This is a genomic window from Alkaliflexus imshenetskii DSM 15055 (genome assembly GCF_000517065.1).
In the GTDB taxonomy this organism is placed as follows: Bacteria; Bacteroidota; Bacteroidia; order Bacteroidales; family Marinilabiliaceae; genus Alkaliflexus; species Alkaliflexus imshenetskii.
Genome location: NZ_KI912105.1, coordinates 3,237,488 through 3,255,864 on the forward strand (window position 1 = coordinate 3,237,488; position 18,377 = coordinate 3,255,864).

Below are 18,377 nucleotides of genomic sequence, written 5' to 3' on the forward strand. Positions count from 1 at the left end.
TCTATTGAATAATGACATAACTCAGTTCACGGGAGTTGTCAATACCTTTTATGGAATATTTTATTCTTTTCATCACTATTATGAAGTCACTCAGCACAATTCAGTTAATTTTGCCCTCCATTTTAATAACTCTAATACAATTATTTGCGTACAAAGTACACCGAAAGTAGAATGCAATATTTTTTGATGCGTATCTTCTTGATTCACATAACGATATCTTTATGATAAACTTTGCCACTACAAATCTTTTCAGTGCTGACAAACGTTATTACGTGGCATCACTGTTTTTTACTCTATTTGCTGTTTTTGCTATGCCTTCGCTAATGGTTGGGCAAGGGGACATGAAAGTAGAAACATTCACAACTCCCGGCAACGGCACATGGACTGTTCCTGCCGGAGTAACTCAAATCACTGTGGAAGCATGGGGTGGTGGCGGTGGTGGCGGTGGTTCCAATAGTAATAATAATGGTGGTTCCGGCGGTGGTGGTGGTGGATATGCTACTTATACTATTACGGTTACTCCCGGACAATCTATTCCTTATACAGTTGGTGCCGGAGGTTCTGGAGGTGCTGCAAATAATAGTTTTGCGGGTAATGGTGGTAACTCAGCAATTTTATCTCTAACCGCCAATGGTGGTACTGGAGGTCGTGGGAATGCCGGTGCTGCTGGAGTTGGAGGAGAAGGTTCAGGTGGGATAGACAATGCATCTGGAGCCAATGGCGTTCAAGGTGGCAATTCTGGTGGTAACGGTGGTAATGGTGCCAATGGTGGTACAGGAGGCTTAGGTAATACCGATGGAAATGGAGGTAATGGAGATGCTCCTGGAGGAGGCGGAGGAGGTGGTGAAAGAAACAATGGATTTTTTGGAATTGGGGCTTCAAATCATACTGGCGGCGCCGGAGCCTCCGGTCAAATTCGCATATCTTACGTACCCGCATACCGTGCCGAGTTTATTTCGATGAACACAGGTTCAGATATATGGGAAACAGGCGAAACCAGAAGTGTATCCGTAACTGTGCGTAATACCGGACAGGCTACATGGACCAACAGTAACCCTGATGTCAATATCGGAGTTAAATGGAATGCCGATTCAGACTACCAGATTCGTGTGGATGCAGACAACCTGGCCCCTGGAGAATCACGTACTTATGAGCTTGCTGTAACAGCGCCAATGGCAATTGGCACTAACAATCTAACTTTTGATGTGGTAAATGAGGGGGCATGCTGGTTTGGAAGCAATCTCAATGTGTGTGGTCCCGGTAATGCAGTTTTTCGTTCAACCGATATAACCATCGCTCCAGTAATAAACAGATACTACAGTTACCAATCGGGCGACTGGAACAGTGCCAACACATGGACACAAGACCCATCGGGTACGTTATCCGTTAATCCGGCGGTACCGGGTCAATACGATTTTGTAACCATTCTTAATGGTCGTGATGTGTTTATTCCAAACAACAACAAATCGGTGTTTTCTTTGGAGATTCAGAATGGTGGTACGCTTGACTTGCGAACCTCAACTGGTCACAACTTTGGAATAGTGCGTGGCGAAGGTACTTTGCGTCTTCAAACCAATAATTTCCCGGGTGGTAATTTTGATGTGTTTACGACAGCAGGGGGGGGGACTGTAGAGTATTACAATCCGGCTGCAAATTTCACTCTGCAGCAACTTGAATATAATAACCTGACATTTAATTTTGCAGTGGCAACACGCACTGCAACGCTTGCAGGCAACCTTAACATAAATGGCAATTTAAACATAACTCGGGGTCGGTTTCAAATAGGAAATAATGCAATCGCAAGAACTATACAGATAAATGGCAATGTTTTGGTTGATAACAATGGTCGTATTCAAATTGGTACAAATGATACCAACCACCGATTTATCGTAAATGGGGATTTTACAAACTATGGTGTGGTAAGGTTTACCAATCAAGATGCCCCAAATTATACGGTTGTGCCAAACAATGGTCGTGCAGATGTGGTGTTTAATAACCCGACAGCCAATCAGAATCTCTATCTGGCAGGGCAAAGCGATTTTTATCGAATCGAGATAGATAAAGGTATTGACCAAACATTTGTTTTGAATATTGATGCAACTGCAACTGGAAATTTCAGGTTGTTTGGTATAAACAATGTAGTTCCCGGTACAAATGCGCCAAATATTAATAATCCCCACGCATTAGGTCTACTGACCGGTACGGTCAGATTGGGACAAAACATTGTTATACCATCTTTGGCTACCGGAACAACTTATACAGTTGATGAGGACGCCATGTTGTGGCTCGATGGAGCCAATGTTACATTTGGCGATGGAACAACAAGCGACGGAACTACACTTTTGTTGTATGGCGCATTAAAAGTTTCGGGTAATTCTATTTTAAATGACAACAGCAAACAAGGTATAGTGAGCCGCGCTACGGCCGCAATAATTATTGAAGGTGGGGAAATCACTACCGAATGTGTTCGTACGTCATATCAAACAGGCGTACACCGCGGTGCTTTTAATATGTCTGGAGGTGAGCTAACCGTTCGTGCCGTCAATTTGCCAAATCTTGGTGGTATGGATGTTTATCCTGCATTTACATTGCCTTATCCTGACAATACAGTTAATATTTCAGGTGGGGTAATAAATATTCTATCACCAAACCTATTGGGCAATAGTTCAGGTACAAATTTTAGTCTTTTAATTGGAGCCAATCCCAATAATGTAAGTATCACGGGTGGTGAGATTAATATAACAGTTCCGAATAACAGAAATGCGTTTATTCTTTCTACTGCTCCTTTATGGGATTTAAATATTATATCTACATCTAATAACAATTCGGCACAACCCAGAGCCTACGCCAACAATGCTACAATACCCGGTATTGCTGTGCAGCCTTTGGTTGTAAAGAACAACCTTACGCTTGTAAACAGAGGAGTGCTTACTTCAGGCAATGCCAATGCGGATGTTATTGTAGGAGGGAATTTTACAATAAACAATAATACCACCTATACCCCCGGCACCAACACCACCATTTTCAATGGTAATGGACCACAAACGTTTACCAACAGCGGAACGCTAACCGACGGCTTTAACAATTTGGAACTGGTCGGCAAATCCGATTTAACGCTAAATGGTGCTGCAACGTTTGCTGTACGCGGAAGCTTAACCTTGGGTAAAGAGACCATTTTACGTGACAACGGCCGTGTTATTACTGTTGCCGGTAATATCAACAACAGTGGTACACATTTTCGCCCGGTATCGGGTGCAGGGCGTATTGAGCTTACCGGAGGTGCTGCTCAGTTGCTTTCGGGCGATGGCAATGGCGTGTTCAATAATCTTTCGGTTAACAAAAGTGGGGGCTCGGTTACAATGGATGCCACTATGGCCGTAAACGGCGATTTACGTCTTGTGAGTAATCACCGCTTTGCCATTGGCAACAATCTGCTTAAGCTTGGTGCCGATGCCAATATTTACAGTGCCGCCACAGGAACAGCACAAACATTTAACAACAACAAAATGATTGTGACCGGTGGGTTAATGTCCAACGGTGGTGTACAAAAGCAATTTTCAAACACCGATGCGTTTCTCTATCCGTTTGGTTTTGCCATAGGTACCACAAATTATTATATGCCTGCCACTGTTCGTTTTAGTGCAGTACCAACTCAATGGGGAGCTGTCACTTCTCGTCCGGTAAATGGTCGTCACCATTTGGCACAAGGCACAAACAATGCTCTTACCACCTACTGGAAAACAACCAGCAGTGGTTTTACTGGAATTCCTGCAAACTCGGTGGTGCATACTTATAGCTATACCGATGCGTTTGTGCAAGGCAATGAGAATAATTATATCCCTGCTGTTTACAACTACGGTACTGCATGGCGCACCATCAACGATGTGAACCTGGTTAACCAGGCCACCAACGTAATCACCTTTAATGCCGAAAGCAATGCCAATGGTGAATATACAGCGGGGCTTCCCGCTGCTTTTACCGGCATTCCTGTTTTGTACTCGCGTACCACCGGAAACTGGAACCAGGCGGCTACATGGAGTACGACAGGGCACGATGGTGGAGCTGGCTCAATTACGCCTAATGCCAACACCATTGTGGTAATAGGTGAGGGGCATACAGTCACCATGACGGCTAACGGTGCTACAGCAGGTGCATTATTTATCAAGGAAGGTGCAATACTTGATTTACAAAATTTCAACAATCATAACTTTGCCGCATTACCGGAGGAAACCGTTACAGGAAGTGGAACATTGCGTATTGCCAGTACAAACTATTTCCCGCAAGGAGACTTTGGTGATTTCATTGGACCAAATGGTGGTACTGTAGAATATTATACAACTGCAGCTGATGTGGTCGTGCCTACATCATCCAGTGGAACAGGACTTGCACTTAACAGATATTACAATCTTGTGTTAAATGTTTCGGCAGGCCGCACTATTACATTGCCCGATACAGATGTAGAAGTATTGAACAATTTAACAATTAAAGGAAGTAATATTGTTCAGACAAGAAATGGCGGGACATCCAGGAGTTATCAGGTAAATAAAAACCTGAACATAGAATCCGGAACGTTGCAATATCGTAATGGCGTTGTTACAAATATTAGGGTTTTAGGCAATTTGGAAATATCATCTGGGGCATCATTCAATGTTTTAAATGGTGGAACCGCTGTTGCCAACACACTTGAAATATATGGTAACCTTATTAACAACGGTACTTTCAATATGGTTGGAAGTACACGTAATACAGCTACCTATTTCAAAGGCGAACAAAACGCATCTATTGAAGGTTCCGGTGCCACATTCAACTTCCACAGTTTGTTTGTTGACAAAGGTTCAGATGCCACACCGGTGCTGACTTTAAAATCGACCATTACTACAGGCATTACCAACCCGTTCTTAATCTTGTTAAATGGAACATTCCGGGTTGACCGCGAAGGTTTGGTGGTTACTGTTACCGATGGGACAACTAACTTCTCTATTCCATCAACAGCAGCACTGTCGGTAAATGCCGGTACGGTGCGTGTGGCTTATGGTAACAACAATGCCAACTTGTTACTGGCAGGTAAGTTAGAGGTGTTGGGTGGATTGATGGAGATTGGTCAGTCAACTCAAAATCAAAATAATAGCATTGAATATGCTGCTGCCGGTAAACCTGAGATTTTTGTGTCGGGTGGTACATTGTATGTAAATGGTCAAGTTCGTCGACCATCTACAACAACCAGTGGCTCGCTTAATTATATACAAACCGGTGGTGAGGTTATAATTGCCGGTCGTAACCGCATGGCGGCGCGTGGCTTGCTGGAGGTTGTCAATGCCGGTAGTTTGTTCAGCACATCGGGCGGTACGCTTACTTTGGTGCGTCCATCTGCTGTGGGTACAACTTTTGGAGATTTATACCTTCGTCCGGAAGCGCACAATGTAACAGGTGGTACCATTCAGTTGGGAGCTACCGGTAACACTGCCGGTTACAGCTTTGCTGTTCAGTCGTCGGCGCCGGTTTGGAACATCACAATTGGTGCAAATACCGGACAAGCAGCTTCATTGGCAGTATTGCCATTGGTGGTTAAAAATGCTCTTTCAATCAGCAATAACTCGCTATTCATGGCCAACGGTCTTGATGTGGAGATTGCAGGAAGTTTGATAAACAACAATATTTCATCCAACCGTGGTGTAAATGAGGGAGGTTTCCGGCCCGGAACTGCGACTCAGGTAACACGTTTCAACGGAACCGGAAGTCAAACCATTCAGGGTGTTGGCACCAATGTGACCAACTTTGCCAATTTGGAAGTGCGCTCGGCCAATTTAACTTTGGCGGCTAATTCGGCGCTCTTTGTAAATAATAACTTGTCGCTTTTCTCCGGCGTGTTTAACGATGGCGGTAACATTGTGGCAGTGTCGCGCAATATTCACAATGTGGCAACACATGTGAGTGGTTCTGCAACCGGTGGTATATCGGTTGAAGGCACACAAGCGCAAACCATATCGGGCAATAATGCTGTGTTCGGAAATATCTTGATGAACAACAGCAATGGAGCCATTGTGGTGAACAACATGCGTATTAATGGCCGACTCACCTTCACGGCGGGTTCGCTTTATGTGAACGATTATCTGCTTACGTTTGGTGAAAGTGCCACCATTGGCGGTACGCCCAATAACAAGCAAATGGTGATGCTCAACGGTGTGCTTTCCGACCAGGGCGTTCGCAAACTGTTTAATGCAGGCGCTTCACCTGAGTTTGTATTCCCAATAGGTGTTCAGGGTAAATATACGCCGGCGGCATATACCATATTGGCCAATAGCGCAGCAGGTTCAATCACCTTGCGCCCAATAAACGAAAAACATGCGGCCGTGAATGATGCAGTTGCTAATGAGCTGGCCTATTACTGGAGTGTAAAATCGGAGGGTTTTGGAGGTTTGTCGGTTAACCATCGCTACACTTATGTGCAGGACGATGTGAATGCTGATGAGTTGCAGTATGTTGGTGGTCGATACGATTATGAGAACTATACATGGTACAACCTTGGCAGCGTGGTTAACGCTGCTGATAATACCATCAATTTTACAGCAGATTACATTACTGGTGAATATACAGTAGGATATGCGCCCAACTTTGTTACCAAGCCTGTCCTATATAGTCGTCAAACTGGCAACTGGAATAATGGTAATACGTGGTCGTTAACTCAGGGTGGCGCTGCCAGTGGATTAACTCCAAATGGCAATCCAGTAATAATTGCTACAGGTCATACAGTTACCTTAAATTCCAACAGCGCTTACTCATACTCTGTTGAAATTAATGGAACTTTAGATGCAGGCACAACGCTTTACCATAATCTAGGCCATATTTTTGGAATTGGAACCTTGGCATTAAACTCAACATCGGAAGGAATTTTTGTTTTACCCGGTGGACGTTTTGATGACTTCTTTGATAATGTGTCAACAACAATCGAGTTTAGAGGTAACAATGCAGCTAACCTGCCACTTAAGCCGGGTAATGTTTATAAACCCTATCAGAATGTAATTCTTTCCGGAACCGGCGCCAAAAATATCAGTGCCGAGGATATGAAAATCAATGGTAATCTGATTATCCGCAATGGTACAGTACTCAATAACTCGAATTACAACCGAACCATCTATGTGGGTGGCGACTGGATAAATCAGAATACATCAGCCGGTGGCTTTATTGCCGGTCGTGGAACTGTGGTGTTCGATGGCAATCGCACGCAGAAGTTTAATGTGCGTGTAACTGAGAATTTCTACAACGTGACTATGAATACTACTGGTGTGGTTGATATGGCAGAGAGCGCCAACAACGCTGCTCTGGCTGTTTCAAATCGCTTAAGTTTGTCGCGTGGTATCATCCGCAGTTACGATAATAAGGTGGTTCATGTAACCAATACGGCTGCTGATGCCGTAGCTGGTGGCAACGCCAATGCTTACGTGGATGGACCATTGACTAAACGTATTTTTAGTGGTCAATCTTTTACATTCCAGGTAGGTAATGATGGCCGATATGGCCGCATGGCTGTGTTGAATACCCAGGGAGGAGCTTCTCCAGCCGACTGGACTGTGAAGTATGTGAATGAAAATCCTTATCCACGCAATGAGGCAAATCTAAATACACCTATCACATCGGTAAGTAATAACGAGCATTGGCTGGTTTCTCGTCCTACAGGTGCTTCGGCAAATATTCAATTACGTTGGGACGACTACTCTTACCCGGGTGTTACTTCTGATGCTTCGCTGAGAAACAGGCTGAGGGTTGTGCAGTACAACAATGCCGATACCAAATGGAGCGAGCGCGGACAAACGGTTAATGCTTCGGCAAAAACGGTTGCCACAGCCAATCGGGTGACAACCAACGATTATATTTTCACCCTTGGTTTAAGCGGTGTTACGGCTACCATCAGTGACTTTACGCAAGTAGAGATTTGTAACAACGGTTCTGTGGCATCTATTCCTGTGACTTTAACAGGTACTGCGCCATGGACGCTTAGCTATCGTGTAACAGGACCTGTAACCCGTAACTTTACACAAACGGGCATTACTTCGCCAAATTATGTGATTCAGCTTACAGGAGCCGATTTAGCCGGTGCCGGTAATTACTCGGTATCGCTGGTTTCGGTGTCGGATAACTCGGCTGCTGGTATTGCCAATGCCGGCTCGGTTAATTTGGTTGTTCAGCAGGCTTTTGTGCCGGTAATATCCGGTGCTGCAATGGTTGGACGTAGTGAGGTGCGTACATACTCAACACCCCAAAATGGTGCAAACACATACACATGGAGTTGGGTAGGTGCAGCGGGTGGTACCATCGCCACGCCTAATGCCGCATCAACAAACATCACTTTTGGTACTACCAATGGCACGTATCAACTTCAGGTTACGGAAACTACAACCGCTACCGGTTGTCAGGTTTCTACCGTGTTTGCCATCGAGGTGACCGATATTCCGGTGCCCGATATTAACCCCAAAGAACCTAATATTTGCATAGGTACTACTGTAACATATACTACGGCAGCCATTACAAATAATCAGTATCTCTGGACTGTAACAGGAGGAACCATTCAAACTGCAGGCGCTACCAATTGGAGAACGATTGCTGCGAATGGTAATAGCATTACTGTAGTTTGGAATACAGCCGGTAATGGCAGTGTGAAAGTGGAAGAGCGTGTTGGAACAACTTCTGTTCAGGGGGAAACCACCGAAAATATAGTAGTTAGTCCAGCCATTAATGGCCGCATTGTTTCTGTTGAGGATGCTCAGGTTTGCGATGGAACTGGTACTTTTATTCGTGTGGCAGCATCTGAGCTGAATGTATCCTATCGCTTAAGAGACCAAAACGGCATTTACAGAGGCCCATCAGTAGGTGGTACAGGTGCTGATTTGTTGCTGCCAACGGGTGATTTGTCGCATGGTCAGTCGCCCTACACTTTCACTGTGGTAGCGTTTAACCTGGCATGCGAAATCGAATTAGCCAATAAGCCTCAGGTGATTGTTAATCCTCAACCTGTTGTCAATCTTATTTCTGATGCAGAAGGTGGACTATTCTGCCTTGGCACCCAGGTGGCGTTTGAAGCCACTCCCGGTTTATCAAGCTATACTTTCAGAGTAAATGGTGTGGATGTGTTAACCGGTACGAGTAATCTGTTTGCCTCATCATCTCTCACAGGAGGCAGCGAGATAACTGTACGTGCCGCAAATGCACAGGGATGTGTGGCTACTTCAGCTGCAATTGTGCTCAACGCCAACACATCAAATGGAATTTGGACCGGTGTAGTTAACTCTGAAATTAACAATCCGGCCAACTGGTGTAATGGTAGCGTGCCTGCCATGAGCAATCTGGTGATTTCATCCAAAATGATTCATCAGCCGCACCTAAACGATGAGGTTACAATCACCAACCTAACCATTGAGCCAAATGCATCTGTCGCCATTAACGGAGGAGCCAAGGTGACGCTAAATGGAGTGTTAAATAACAGTGGGGAACTGGTGCTTAACAACTCCTATCTGGTGAATGGCATGGCATCTTTTATTCACAACGGTTCGCAAACTGGAAGCGGTGTGGCCAGAGTTAATCTGACTCTTCCAAAAGAGCAGTGGTTCTATCTGGGTAGCTCCATCCAAAACCCAACTTTTGGCAATTTCAGTCCCGGCGCCAATGGTAGTGGTACTTTTATCAATGTGTATCGTGATAAGTGGTATTCTACCTATACACAGCACAGCAACACTGCTTTACGTCCGTTGGAAGGGGTGGCTGTTTACTATGTACTGCCTGTTGGTGAGACTTTGAAGAGTTTGTCTTATACCGGTGTGCTTAATTCTGGTCCTATAACACGTACCTTTATAGAGAACCGTTATCAACTCATGGCCAACCCATACCCAAGCTTTATCGATTGGCAAAACCATGCCGGTTGGGAACGGGCAAATTTTGAACCTACCATCTGGTATCGCGCAAAAGTGGGCGAGGCTATGGCGTTTGTGACCTATAACTGGGATGCAGATGAGGGTGCAAGAGTGGCGCTGTTCCCTGATGGCAGCAGCACATTCAATGAGGATGAGATGGCTCGCATTGCTCCGATGCAATCTGTGTTTGTGCGCCCCCGTGTTGCCAATGCACAGATTACCCTTAACAACTCAACAAGAGCGCATGGTTATGCTACTTCGCGACTAAAAAGTGGCAGTTCAGGAAATAGCGATGTGGTGCGTATTGTGGCTGACAATGGCGTTTCGCGCGATGGTGCCGTTATCTATTTCTCTGCACGCTCCACCGAGGGAATCGACACAGGTGACTCTGAGAAGTATAGAAATGATGACAACCGCGTACCGGAGATTTATACCAAAGTGGGTGGTCGTGAACTGGCCATCAACGGCATGCCCGAACTGGTGGCAGCTAATCGTACCATCCCATTGTCGGTTCGCAACCGTCAAACAGGTGAAGTCACATTGACTTTCGACATGAGTTATTTCAATGGCATGCACTCTGTCTATTTGGAGGACAGAGATACCGGAGCCTATAGCAACATCACCCGTGGAGGAAGCTATTCCTATACTGTTACGGAGACAGGCGAGCGTGACGACCGCTTCATGCTACATTTCTATCAGGTGTCAACCAGGATAGAGCCTGACATGGAAGACGGCCGTACTTCTGCCGGTATCAATATCCTGAGCATGAATGGTAAAGTATTGGTGAGCTTCACACCTGAGCTGCTTCAGCAAGGCGAAGGTATCATCGAACTTTATACCATCGAAGGGCGTAAGGTAAGTGAGACCACTGCCCGCAACAGCCGAACCATTATCATGTTGCCGCGTGAAAGTGGTGTGTACATTGTGCGCGCTGCCGCCGGTGGAGCTGTTAAGAGTGAGCGGGTGATTGGTAACAGTAGGTAATTTAATCACTGACAGATATTGAGGGTTTCACTCCAAGTGAAGCCCTCAATTATGAAATCGATGGAATCTATTGATGACTTCACACCAAGTGAAGCTATCGATACAAAAAAAGGGCTTCTCCTTGTGTGATGCCCTTTTTTCTTAGGAAAGTTTTCGGATTAAATCCACTATCTCGTTGTCAGGCTTAAAACCCAAATCGTACACAGGTACCTGAGAGGTAAAATCTATTAGCTTATCTAAATGTTGAGCCGACATCTCTTTATTAAAAAGATGCTGAATACAGTTGGCCATAACCCGCATGGAGCCTTTGACGCCTTCTACTTTTGAGACTTCGTTCACCGGCGATTGCCTAATCAGAAAAATCTTGTCGATTGGGTAGGCGAGTGGCGGCTGTGAGTAGAACACCATGGGCGTATTAAACATGTGCCATCTGCCATCCGTCTTATGAATCCAGAGGCGGTCATCGTTGCAGACGGTGGCGCCGGACTCTTTCCATATTTTGGCCATAGTTGATTTACCTGTGCCCGATACAGCTGTAAAGATGTAATTTTTATCCTCGTGTGAAATACCTGACGCGTGTATCAGAAATCCACCTGAAAAGTGTGCCAGATAAACCATAAGTAATGACCCCAGTGGTTGAAAAAGTGGGTCAATGACAATTGTCTCATTTGATTTGGTCTGTATCCAAATGTCGATGCGCTTTTCTGAGGGTGTAATGATGGCCAGCACCCGGTCGGCAAAATTTGGGATTATGTATTCAATTTTTATGGCAATGGTGGCGTTGTTCGTATAGATAAACCAGTTGTATGGCATTAACAGGTTGTCTGTTGATTTTCCGGCAAATTCTGGTTTATACGCTTCGAGCGAAGGCGTGTGTTCCGATACGTTAAAGCAGCACAAATATTCAGATGATGGCTGAATGATGGGAGATAGATATCCGGCAGAAGGGAGAAGTTTGAACCGTATCCGCTCGTCTGACTGAAGTTTGAGTTTTACCGGGGCAATATACAAATCCATGTTTGTTGGATTAAAACCCTCTAATACTTCGGAGAATTTCCAAAAGGATTCTCAGCTTGCTTGTAATTAAGTGAACCGTAATCAGGGCTTTTTGTTGCTTTTTCCATTTCCGAAGAGTTGTCAGTAAAATCAGGAAGCTCATCACACTCTCCTTCACATATAGTTATGCCAGTAAGCGTTATTGCTACATCCAGTTCCACCTCCTCAATGGCCGGTTTACGGTAGGTTTTCTTGATATTATATAGTGAAGTAATTTTCATTCAGTTAAGCAACTATTTCAATCAGTTGTTTTTCAATGGCTTCGTCAATAAAATGGATGATGTCTGCCCTTAATTGTTCCTTTTCTACGTTGTAGGAATCAAAAAGTTGCGTAACCACCTGATTTAAGGTGTTTTTTCCATCCAGGGCTTCCAGAATGGCGGCGCCTGTCTCGTTAAGGGTAATCACGCGGGTCATATCGGCCACGCTGTTAACCAAAGGCACCAGCACCATTTCATCGCCTACTTTCCGGGTCACAAAAGTATCACTTTTCAACCGGAAAACCGCATCCATATCAGCCACAATATCTTTGTTTACGCTTTTTATAACGTGCAAAGATTGCAAAAAAATCGGAATACCAATACCTGATTAGGGTACACTTTAACGTAATTTGACGAATGCAGACTTTTTTTTTGTGAAATGTCTTGATTTTATTATGAATAGGGTGTATAGACGAGGCTTTTCGTGAGAACAAAGTCTTGTTTACAGGTTTCTTGCGTATGGCGCTGCGTCTTGTCCGGTAAATTCACCATTTAGATATTTGTAATAACCTGTTACGGCAATCATTGCGGCATTGTCGGTGGTGAAGGCAAGTTTGGGGATGTAGGTTTGCCAGCCACGCTTTTGCGCCTGACTCGTTAATGCCGCGCGAAGACCGCTGTTTGCCGATACGCCACCTGCCAATGCTACCTCTTTAATACCGGTCTCTTTTGCGGCTTTTATAAGCTTATCCATCAGAATATCGATGATGGTTTTTTGCAGAGAAGCGCATAGGTCGGCTTTGTTTTCTTCAACAAAATTTGGGTTTTCCTTTAGCCGGTCGCGCAGGAAGTAGAGAAACGAAGTTTTTAGTCCGCTAAAGCTGTAGTTGAGATCCGCAATTCGGGGTTTGCCAAATTCATACAAACTGGCATTGCCCTGTTGCGCATACTTGTCGATGAGGGGGCCACCCGGATAGGGAAAGCCCATCACTTTGGCACATTTGTCAAAGGCTTCACCCGCAGCATCGTCAATGGTCTGGCCAATGATTTCCATGTCAAGGTGTGTACGCACAAGAATTATTTGGCTATTGCCACCTGAAACCAGCAAGCAGAGAAACGGAAATGAGGGCATTTTTTTATCCTCGTCATTCTCCTTTATAAAATGCGCCAGAACGTGTGCCTTGAGGTGATCCACCTCAATGAGCGGAATGTTTCTCGAGAGTGCAAAACCTTTGGCAAAAGAAGCTCCAACGAGCAGCGAACCCATGAGACCCGGGCCACGGGTAAACGCCACAGCATCCACATCTGTCGCTTTAATACCCGCATCCTTTAATGCTTTATCCACCACCGGAATGATATTTTGCTGATGAGCTCTTGAAGCCAGCTCGGGAACCACACCACCGTATGCTTCGTGCACCGATTGTGAGGCTATCACATTGCTCAGAATGGTATTATTTTTGATGATGGAAGCAGATGTGTCATCGCACGAAGATTCAATGCCGAGGATGGTGATTTCCATAATGGGAATTATTTTAATTTAAAACCTGTTATCAGGCTGCATGTTCGGTTTAAGTTGATTATTTTTGTGGTACAAAGTGCAATATGGTCTCGTTTTTTGTCCGATTATCCCTGTCGGCGAAACTAAACCTCTTATGCCACAACTCAAAACTAATAACCTTAAACCTTAAACCTTAAACTCAAAACCCTAAACTCAAAACTTAAAACTCAAAAACTATCATATCCGGGGGGTAAAATTATCAAAAAAATACACAAAATATTAATTGTAGTGCTTTTGGCACTGATTGGATTTCCTGTTTTGGTATCCACAGTGCTTCTTATCCCTGCGGTTCAAACCGGGTTGGTGCGCATCATCACCAATCGGCTTTCCACCGATTTAAATGCTGAAATATCCATTCAGAAAGTACGGATTGCTCCTTTTTCCGGCATCCATCTTTCCGGTTTTTTAATGAAGGACCAGTTGAAGGACACGCTTTTTTATGCCGAAAATGTCCGTGCAGGTGTCGATATGTTTTCGCTTCGTAAAAAACATCTTTACATGGGTCGCGTCAGGTTTCAGTCGCCGGTGATCCATCTTGAGCAGCATGAGGAGGAGATGAATTTCTCTTTTTTGATGGATGCGCTAATAGCCAATCGAAAGGATAGTGCCGAGTGGAAATACTCCATTCGCAACCTGGTGATTCGCGATGGGCAGGTCTCTTTCAGTCACAGCATACTCGAAAATCCCAACGCCATCAAAAACAGACTCTATTTTACCGGTTTAGAGCTGGACGTACGTCGAATGTCTGATGTAAATGATTCGCTGGTGTTTGAAGTGGCTGATTTTGCAGTACGTGAGGAGATTGGACTTGCCATTGAGGCTTTTCGAACCACCGGCTTTGTTTATAAAGATCGCATTGTAATTCGTGACCTGCTTTTTCGAACAGCTGCCTCTTCGTTTGATTTTGCCGAGATTGAGCTGCCTTTGGTACGGGAGGATACTTCGGGTTATGAGATTCCGTTTCGGGGTTTGGCCAGGGAGATTGTGATTGCGCCTGATGAAGTTCGGATGCTCTTCTCCGGATTTCCACACATCGAAGATGATTTGCGGTTGTCGGGTCTCATATTTGGTTCGCTTGAGAATCTTAAGGGAAGGCAGATTACCGGCTCCTTTGGTCAGGATACGCGCATTGTGACCAGTTTTGATATCAATGGCCTCTCCAATTTTAACGAAGCTTTCCTCTATCTCGATATTGAGTCGTTTCAAACTTCAGTAGCCGACCTTGAGCTGCTTTTTGAAGGTGAAGCACCTGCTTTACCGCCCTCCTTTAAAGAGTTGGGCATCATCCGTTATAAAGGTAACGTCACCGGGTTTATCAACGATTTGGTGGCTTTTGGTGCTTTTACCACCAACCTGGGAGTCATCAATACAGATATTGGACTTAAACTGATGCCCAACAGGGAGTTGATCTATTCGGGATTGATACGCACTTCGAGGTTTCATTTGGGCAGGCTGCTGAATCTGGCTCCTGCCATGCGCCGCATTTCGCTCGATATGGAGATTAGTGGTAACCGCCGTTCCGGTGAAGACTATTTCCTTTTTATGGATGGAAACATTGCTTCTCTGGACTTTAACGATTACCTCTACAGCAACATTGCTGTTCAGGGGCTCATGCGCCATCAAATGTTTGATGGAAGCGTAAGAATAAACGACCCCAACGGACGGCTCGATTTTATTGGAAAAGTTGACATGTCGGGAGTGGTGCCCCATTTTAACTTCAGTGCAGCTGTGGCCAATGCACAGCTCGACAGGCTCAAACTTCTCCCCGATATGGAGGATGGCGTATTGTCGGTGGTGATTGAAACCAACTTCGAAGGGGATAATCTCGATGACCTCGTGGGTGAGATTGTGCTCCTGGATGGACTTCTCTCTACCCGAAATGCTTCAATCGATTTTGACTCCGTTTCTGTTCGTGCACACCGCATAGATACCGGTAAGCAATTGGTGCTCGAGTCTGCTTTTGCCCGTGGCACTGTAACCGGTAACTACTCCTTTCGAAATATCCGTCAGTCCATGTTCATGTTTCTGGACAACTATCTGCCATCGCTGGCTCATAAGAAATACAGAGCAGGCAGTAGAATTGTGAACGATTTTGAATTCGATGTGGAGCTCATAAAAATTAGGGAGCTGATGTCTGTTTTTGTTAAGGAGTTGGATGTTAGTGATAAAGGTCACCTGAAAGGACATTTTTCCAACAGACCCGCTTCCTTTGAGTTGGATGCAGGTTTCGATTTTCTCAATTATAAAAGTTTTTCATCCAGTGGATTTGAAGTGAAAGCCAGTTCCAGAGGGGCACAGGATGCAGGAATTGTAATGCGTGCCGAGCGTGTGGCTTACGGGAAATTTCTGGATCTCATGAATTTTTCGATACATCAAAAAGCTGGTAACGACACGCTTGTGACAAATGTTTTTTGGAACAATTGGGATGAGGTATCTTATAGTGGAGCGCTTTATTCTACCACAGGTTTCAAAATCGATCAGGACGGAAACCGCCATACGAGCGTCAGGATGCACCCATCGGCCATCATTGTGGCAGACACCATCTGGAATTTATATGAATCACAGGCCACATTTTACGCCCGTGGTATGAGCGTGCGAGATTTTAGAATTGAGCATCTGGGGCAGTTTGTAACGCTAAATGGTTTCTTGCATAAGGATGTGGACGATGGATTAAAGGTTGTGTTCAACCGGCTTAATCTTAAGCAGTTTCTGAAGGGCAACGAAAGTGGAAGTCTTTCATTTGCCGGTGAGGTGGATGGTGAACTTACTTTAAGGGATTATTACAGGGAGCCGCTACTCACCAGCAATCTGACTGTTGCCGATTTCTATTTTAATGGGGTTAATTATGGCGCTTTACGAATTAACAGTAATTGGAATCGCGAGTTGGAGGCGCTTACCGTAAGTACGCTACTCTCAAAAGGTGGCACTGAATCCTTGCGTGGCTTTGGTCTTTTCCATCCTGGTGATCAGTTTCTCGATTTTCAGTTCAATGTGGATAGTCTCGAAGTGGGATTTCTTAACCCTTTTCTCAACAAAGTGGTTCAGAATGTGAAAGGTACTGCATCGGGTCGCATGTTTTTTAAGGGCCCCATCAGCAAACCATACCTCACCGGACGCGTCAGGCTGAATGATGGTGGTTTCAATGTTGATATGCTGCAGACGGGCTATAGTCTCGCCGACTCGGTGATTTTCTATCCCAACGAAATCAGGTTTAAGGAGATGCTTGTGACCGATCGCCATGGGCGCTCAGGTAGGTTCCGGGGCTCAATCTACCATGCCGGAAATTTCTCCGAAATGATTTACAATCTGCGGCTCGATGCCAATAACATGCTTATGCTGAACACCCGAATGCGCGACAACCCATACTACTACGGAACAGTATATGGCACCGGGTTTATGCAGATAACCGGCAATACTGATAATATCAACATTGCCATCAATGGTCGTACACGTCCAAATACGATGTTTTACATACCAATGCAGTCGAGAGAGGTGGCTTCTGAGAGTGATTTCATAAGGTTTGTGTCAAAGGGTCAGCAAAAACCGGAGAGCGGGGTGATGCCTGTATCTCAGGAGTATGCCATCGATTTATCTGGTGTGCGGCTTGATATGGATATAGAAGTAACGCCCGATGCACAAGTGCAGATTATCTTTGATGAGCGCATTGGTGACATTCTTCGCAGTACTGGTGCAGGTAACATTCAAATACGCATGGATCGCCAGGGAAACTTGAGGTTCTTTGGCGATTATACCATCTCTGACGGAGATTATCTCTTCTCGTTGCAAAATCTTATAAACAAGCGTTTTACGCTTAACCAGGGCGGAACCGTTAAATGGACTGGTGATCCTTACAATGCCGACATTGATATTACTGCTGTTTACCGGTTAAAAGCTTCTCTGAGTGAGCTTATTGGCCCTATGTCGAGCAGTGGAGAACGCTCCTCTGATTTGCAACGTCGCATTCAGATTCACTGTAACCTGATGCTGAGCGACAGATTGCAGCAGCCGGTTATCAGATTCGGACTGGAGATGCCAACACTCGATGAGAGCCGCGAATCGCTTATCCTGGATATGATATCCTCCGAAGATGAGTTGAATCGCCAGGTGCTTTCACTGCTGATACTAAATCGTTTTTACACGCCAGACCACCTTCGGATGTCCGAGAGTTCGGTCTCACGACACGACAATACTGCTCTGCTCACCACCACCGAAATGTTGTCGTCGCAAATCAGCCGCTGGTTTTCATCCATCAGTAACGATGTGGATGTAGGATTTGCCTACCGCCCGGCAGATAACATCACCAGCGAAGAGCTTGAACTGGCCATCTCAACACAGGTGTTTAACAACCGTGTTTCCATTAACGGAAACGTGGGCTACGGGAAATATTATACCAACACCAGTAAGCTGGTAGGTGATTTTGATATGGACATCAAACTAAACCGCAGCGGAACCATACGCGCACGTGCCTATACCCGTTCCAATGAAGATCTTATATACGAAACATCGCCAACAACACAAGGGATAGGCCTCTCGTTTAAGGAGGAGTTTGACGAGTTTCGGGAGCTCATGCGCAAATATTGGCGCATCATTTCGGGTAGAAAGGATGGCGAGGAGGATGGTGTGTAATTTATTTTACGCCCTAACGTATAACCTATTGGCAAAACGCATTATTTTTGA

6 protein-coding genes are annotated in these 18,377 nt (G+C 45.1%); 2 read left to right on the forward strand and 4 right to left on the reverse strand.

Annotated elements, in window-relative coordinates; translation table 11 throughout:
* The first annotated feature begins 221 nt into the window (after positions 1–221).
* Entirely contained in the window at positions 222–10,886 is a 10,665-nt protein-coding gene (locus ALKIM_RS18630; RefSeq protein WP_044117959.1) for a T9SS type A sorting domain-containing protein, read from the forward strand.
* A 141-nt stretch (positions 10,887–11,027) separates the two neighbouring features.
* On the opposite strand, the gene ALKIM_RS0113665 is transcribed toward ALKIM_RS18630, so the two are convergent.
* The 4 genes from ALKIM_RS0113665 to tsaD form a co-directional block, all read right to left on the reverse strand.
* A complete protein-coding gene (locus ALKIM_RS0113665) occupies positions 11,028–11,903 on the reverse strand; it encodes a hypothetical protein (RefSeq protein WP_026475131.1) in 876 nt (291 codons plus the stop codon).
* Between the two features lie 20 nt (positions 11,904–11,923).
* The gene (locus ALKIM_RS0113670; protein WP_026475132.1) at positions 11,924–12,163 is read right to left on the reverse strand and encodes a hypothetical protein; all 240 of its coding nucleotides are present in this window, start codon (positions 12,161–12,163) and stop codon (positions 11,924–11,926) included.
* A gap of 4 nt (positions 12,164–12,167) precedes the next feature.
* Positions 12,168–12,455, reverse strand: a complete 288-nt coding sequence (locus ALKIM_RS0113675; protein WP_235714457.1) for a PqqD family protein — start codon at positions 12,453–12,455, stop codon at positions 12,168–12,170.
* Between the two features lie 189 nt (positions 12,456–12,644).
* Positions 12,645–13,661, reverse strand: coding sequence for a tRNA (adenosine(37)-N6)-threonylcarbamoyltransferase complex transferase subunit TsaD (gene tsaD, locus ALKIM_RS0113680; protein WP_026475134.1), 1,017 nt, complete (start codon positions 13,659–13,661; stop codon positions 12,645–12,647).
* A gap of 273 nt (positions 13,662–13,934) precedes the next feature.
* Here tsaD and ALKIM_RS0113685 point away from each other — a divergent pair, with 273 nt between their 5' ends.
* A complete protein-coding gene (locus ALKIM_RS0113685; RefSeq protein ID WP_157363915.1) occupies positions 13,935–18,326 on the forward strand; it encodes a translocation/assembly module TamB domain-containing protein in 4,392 nt (1,463 codons plus the stop codon).
* Positions 18,327–18,377 lie beyond the last annotated feature (51 nt).

Coding starts and splice junctions, on each gene's coding strand:
- ALKIM_RS0113670 (WP_026475132.1), bottom strand. CDS start 12,163: ATGAAAATTACTTCACTATATAATATCAAGAAAACCTACCGTAAACCG.
- ALKIM_RS18630 (WP_044117959.1), top strand. CDS start 222: ATGATAAACTTTGCCACTACAAATCTTTTCAGTGCTGACAAACGTTAT.
- ALKIM_RS0113675 (WP_235714457.1), bottom strand. CDS start 12,455: ATGGATGCGGTTTTCCGGTTGAAAAGTGATACTTTTGTGACCCGGAAA.
- tsaD (WP_026475134.1), bottom strand. CDS start 13,661: ATGGAAATCACCATCCTCGGCATTGAATCTTCGTGCGATGACACATCT.
- ALKIM_RS0113665 (WP_026475131.1), bottom strand. CDS start 11,903: ATGGATTTGTATATTGCCCCGGTAAAACTCAAACTTCAGTCAGACGAG.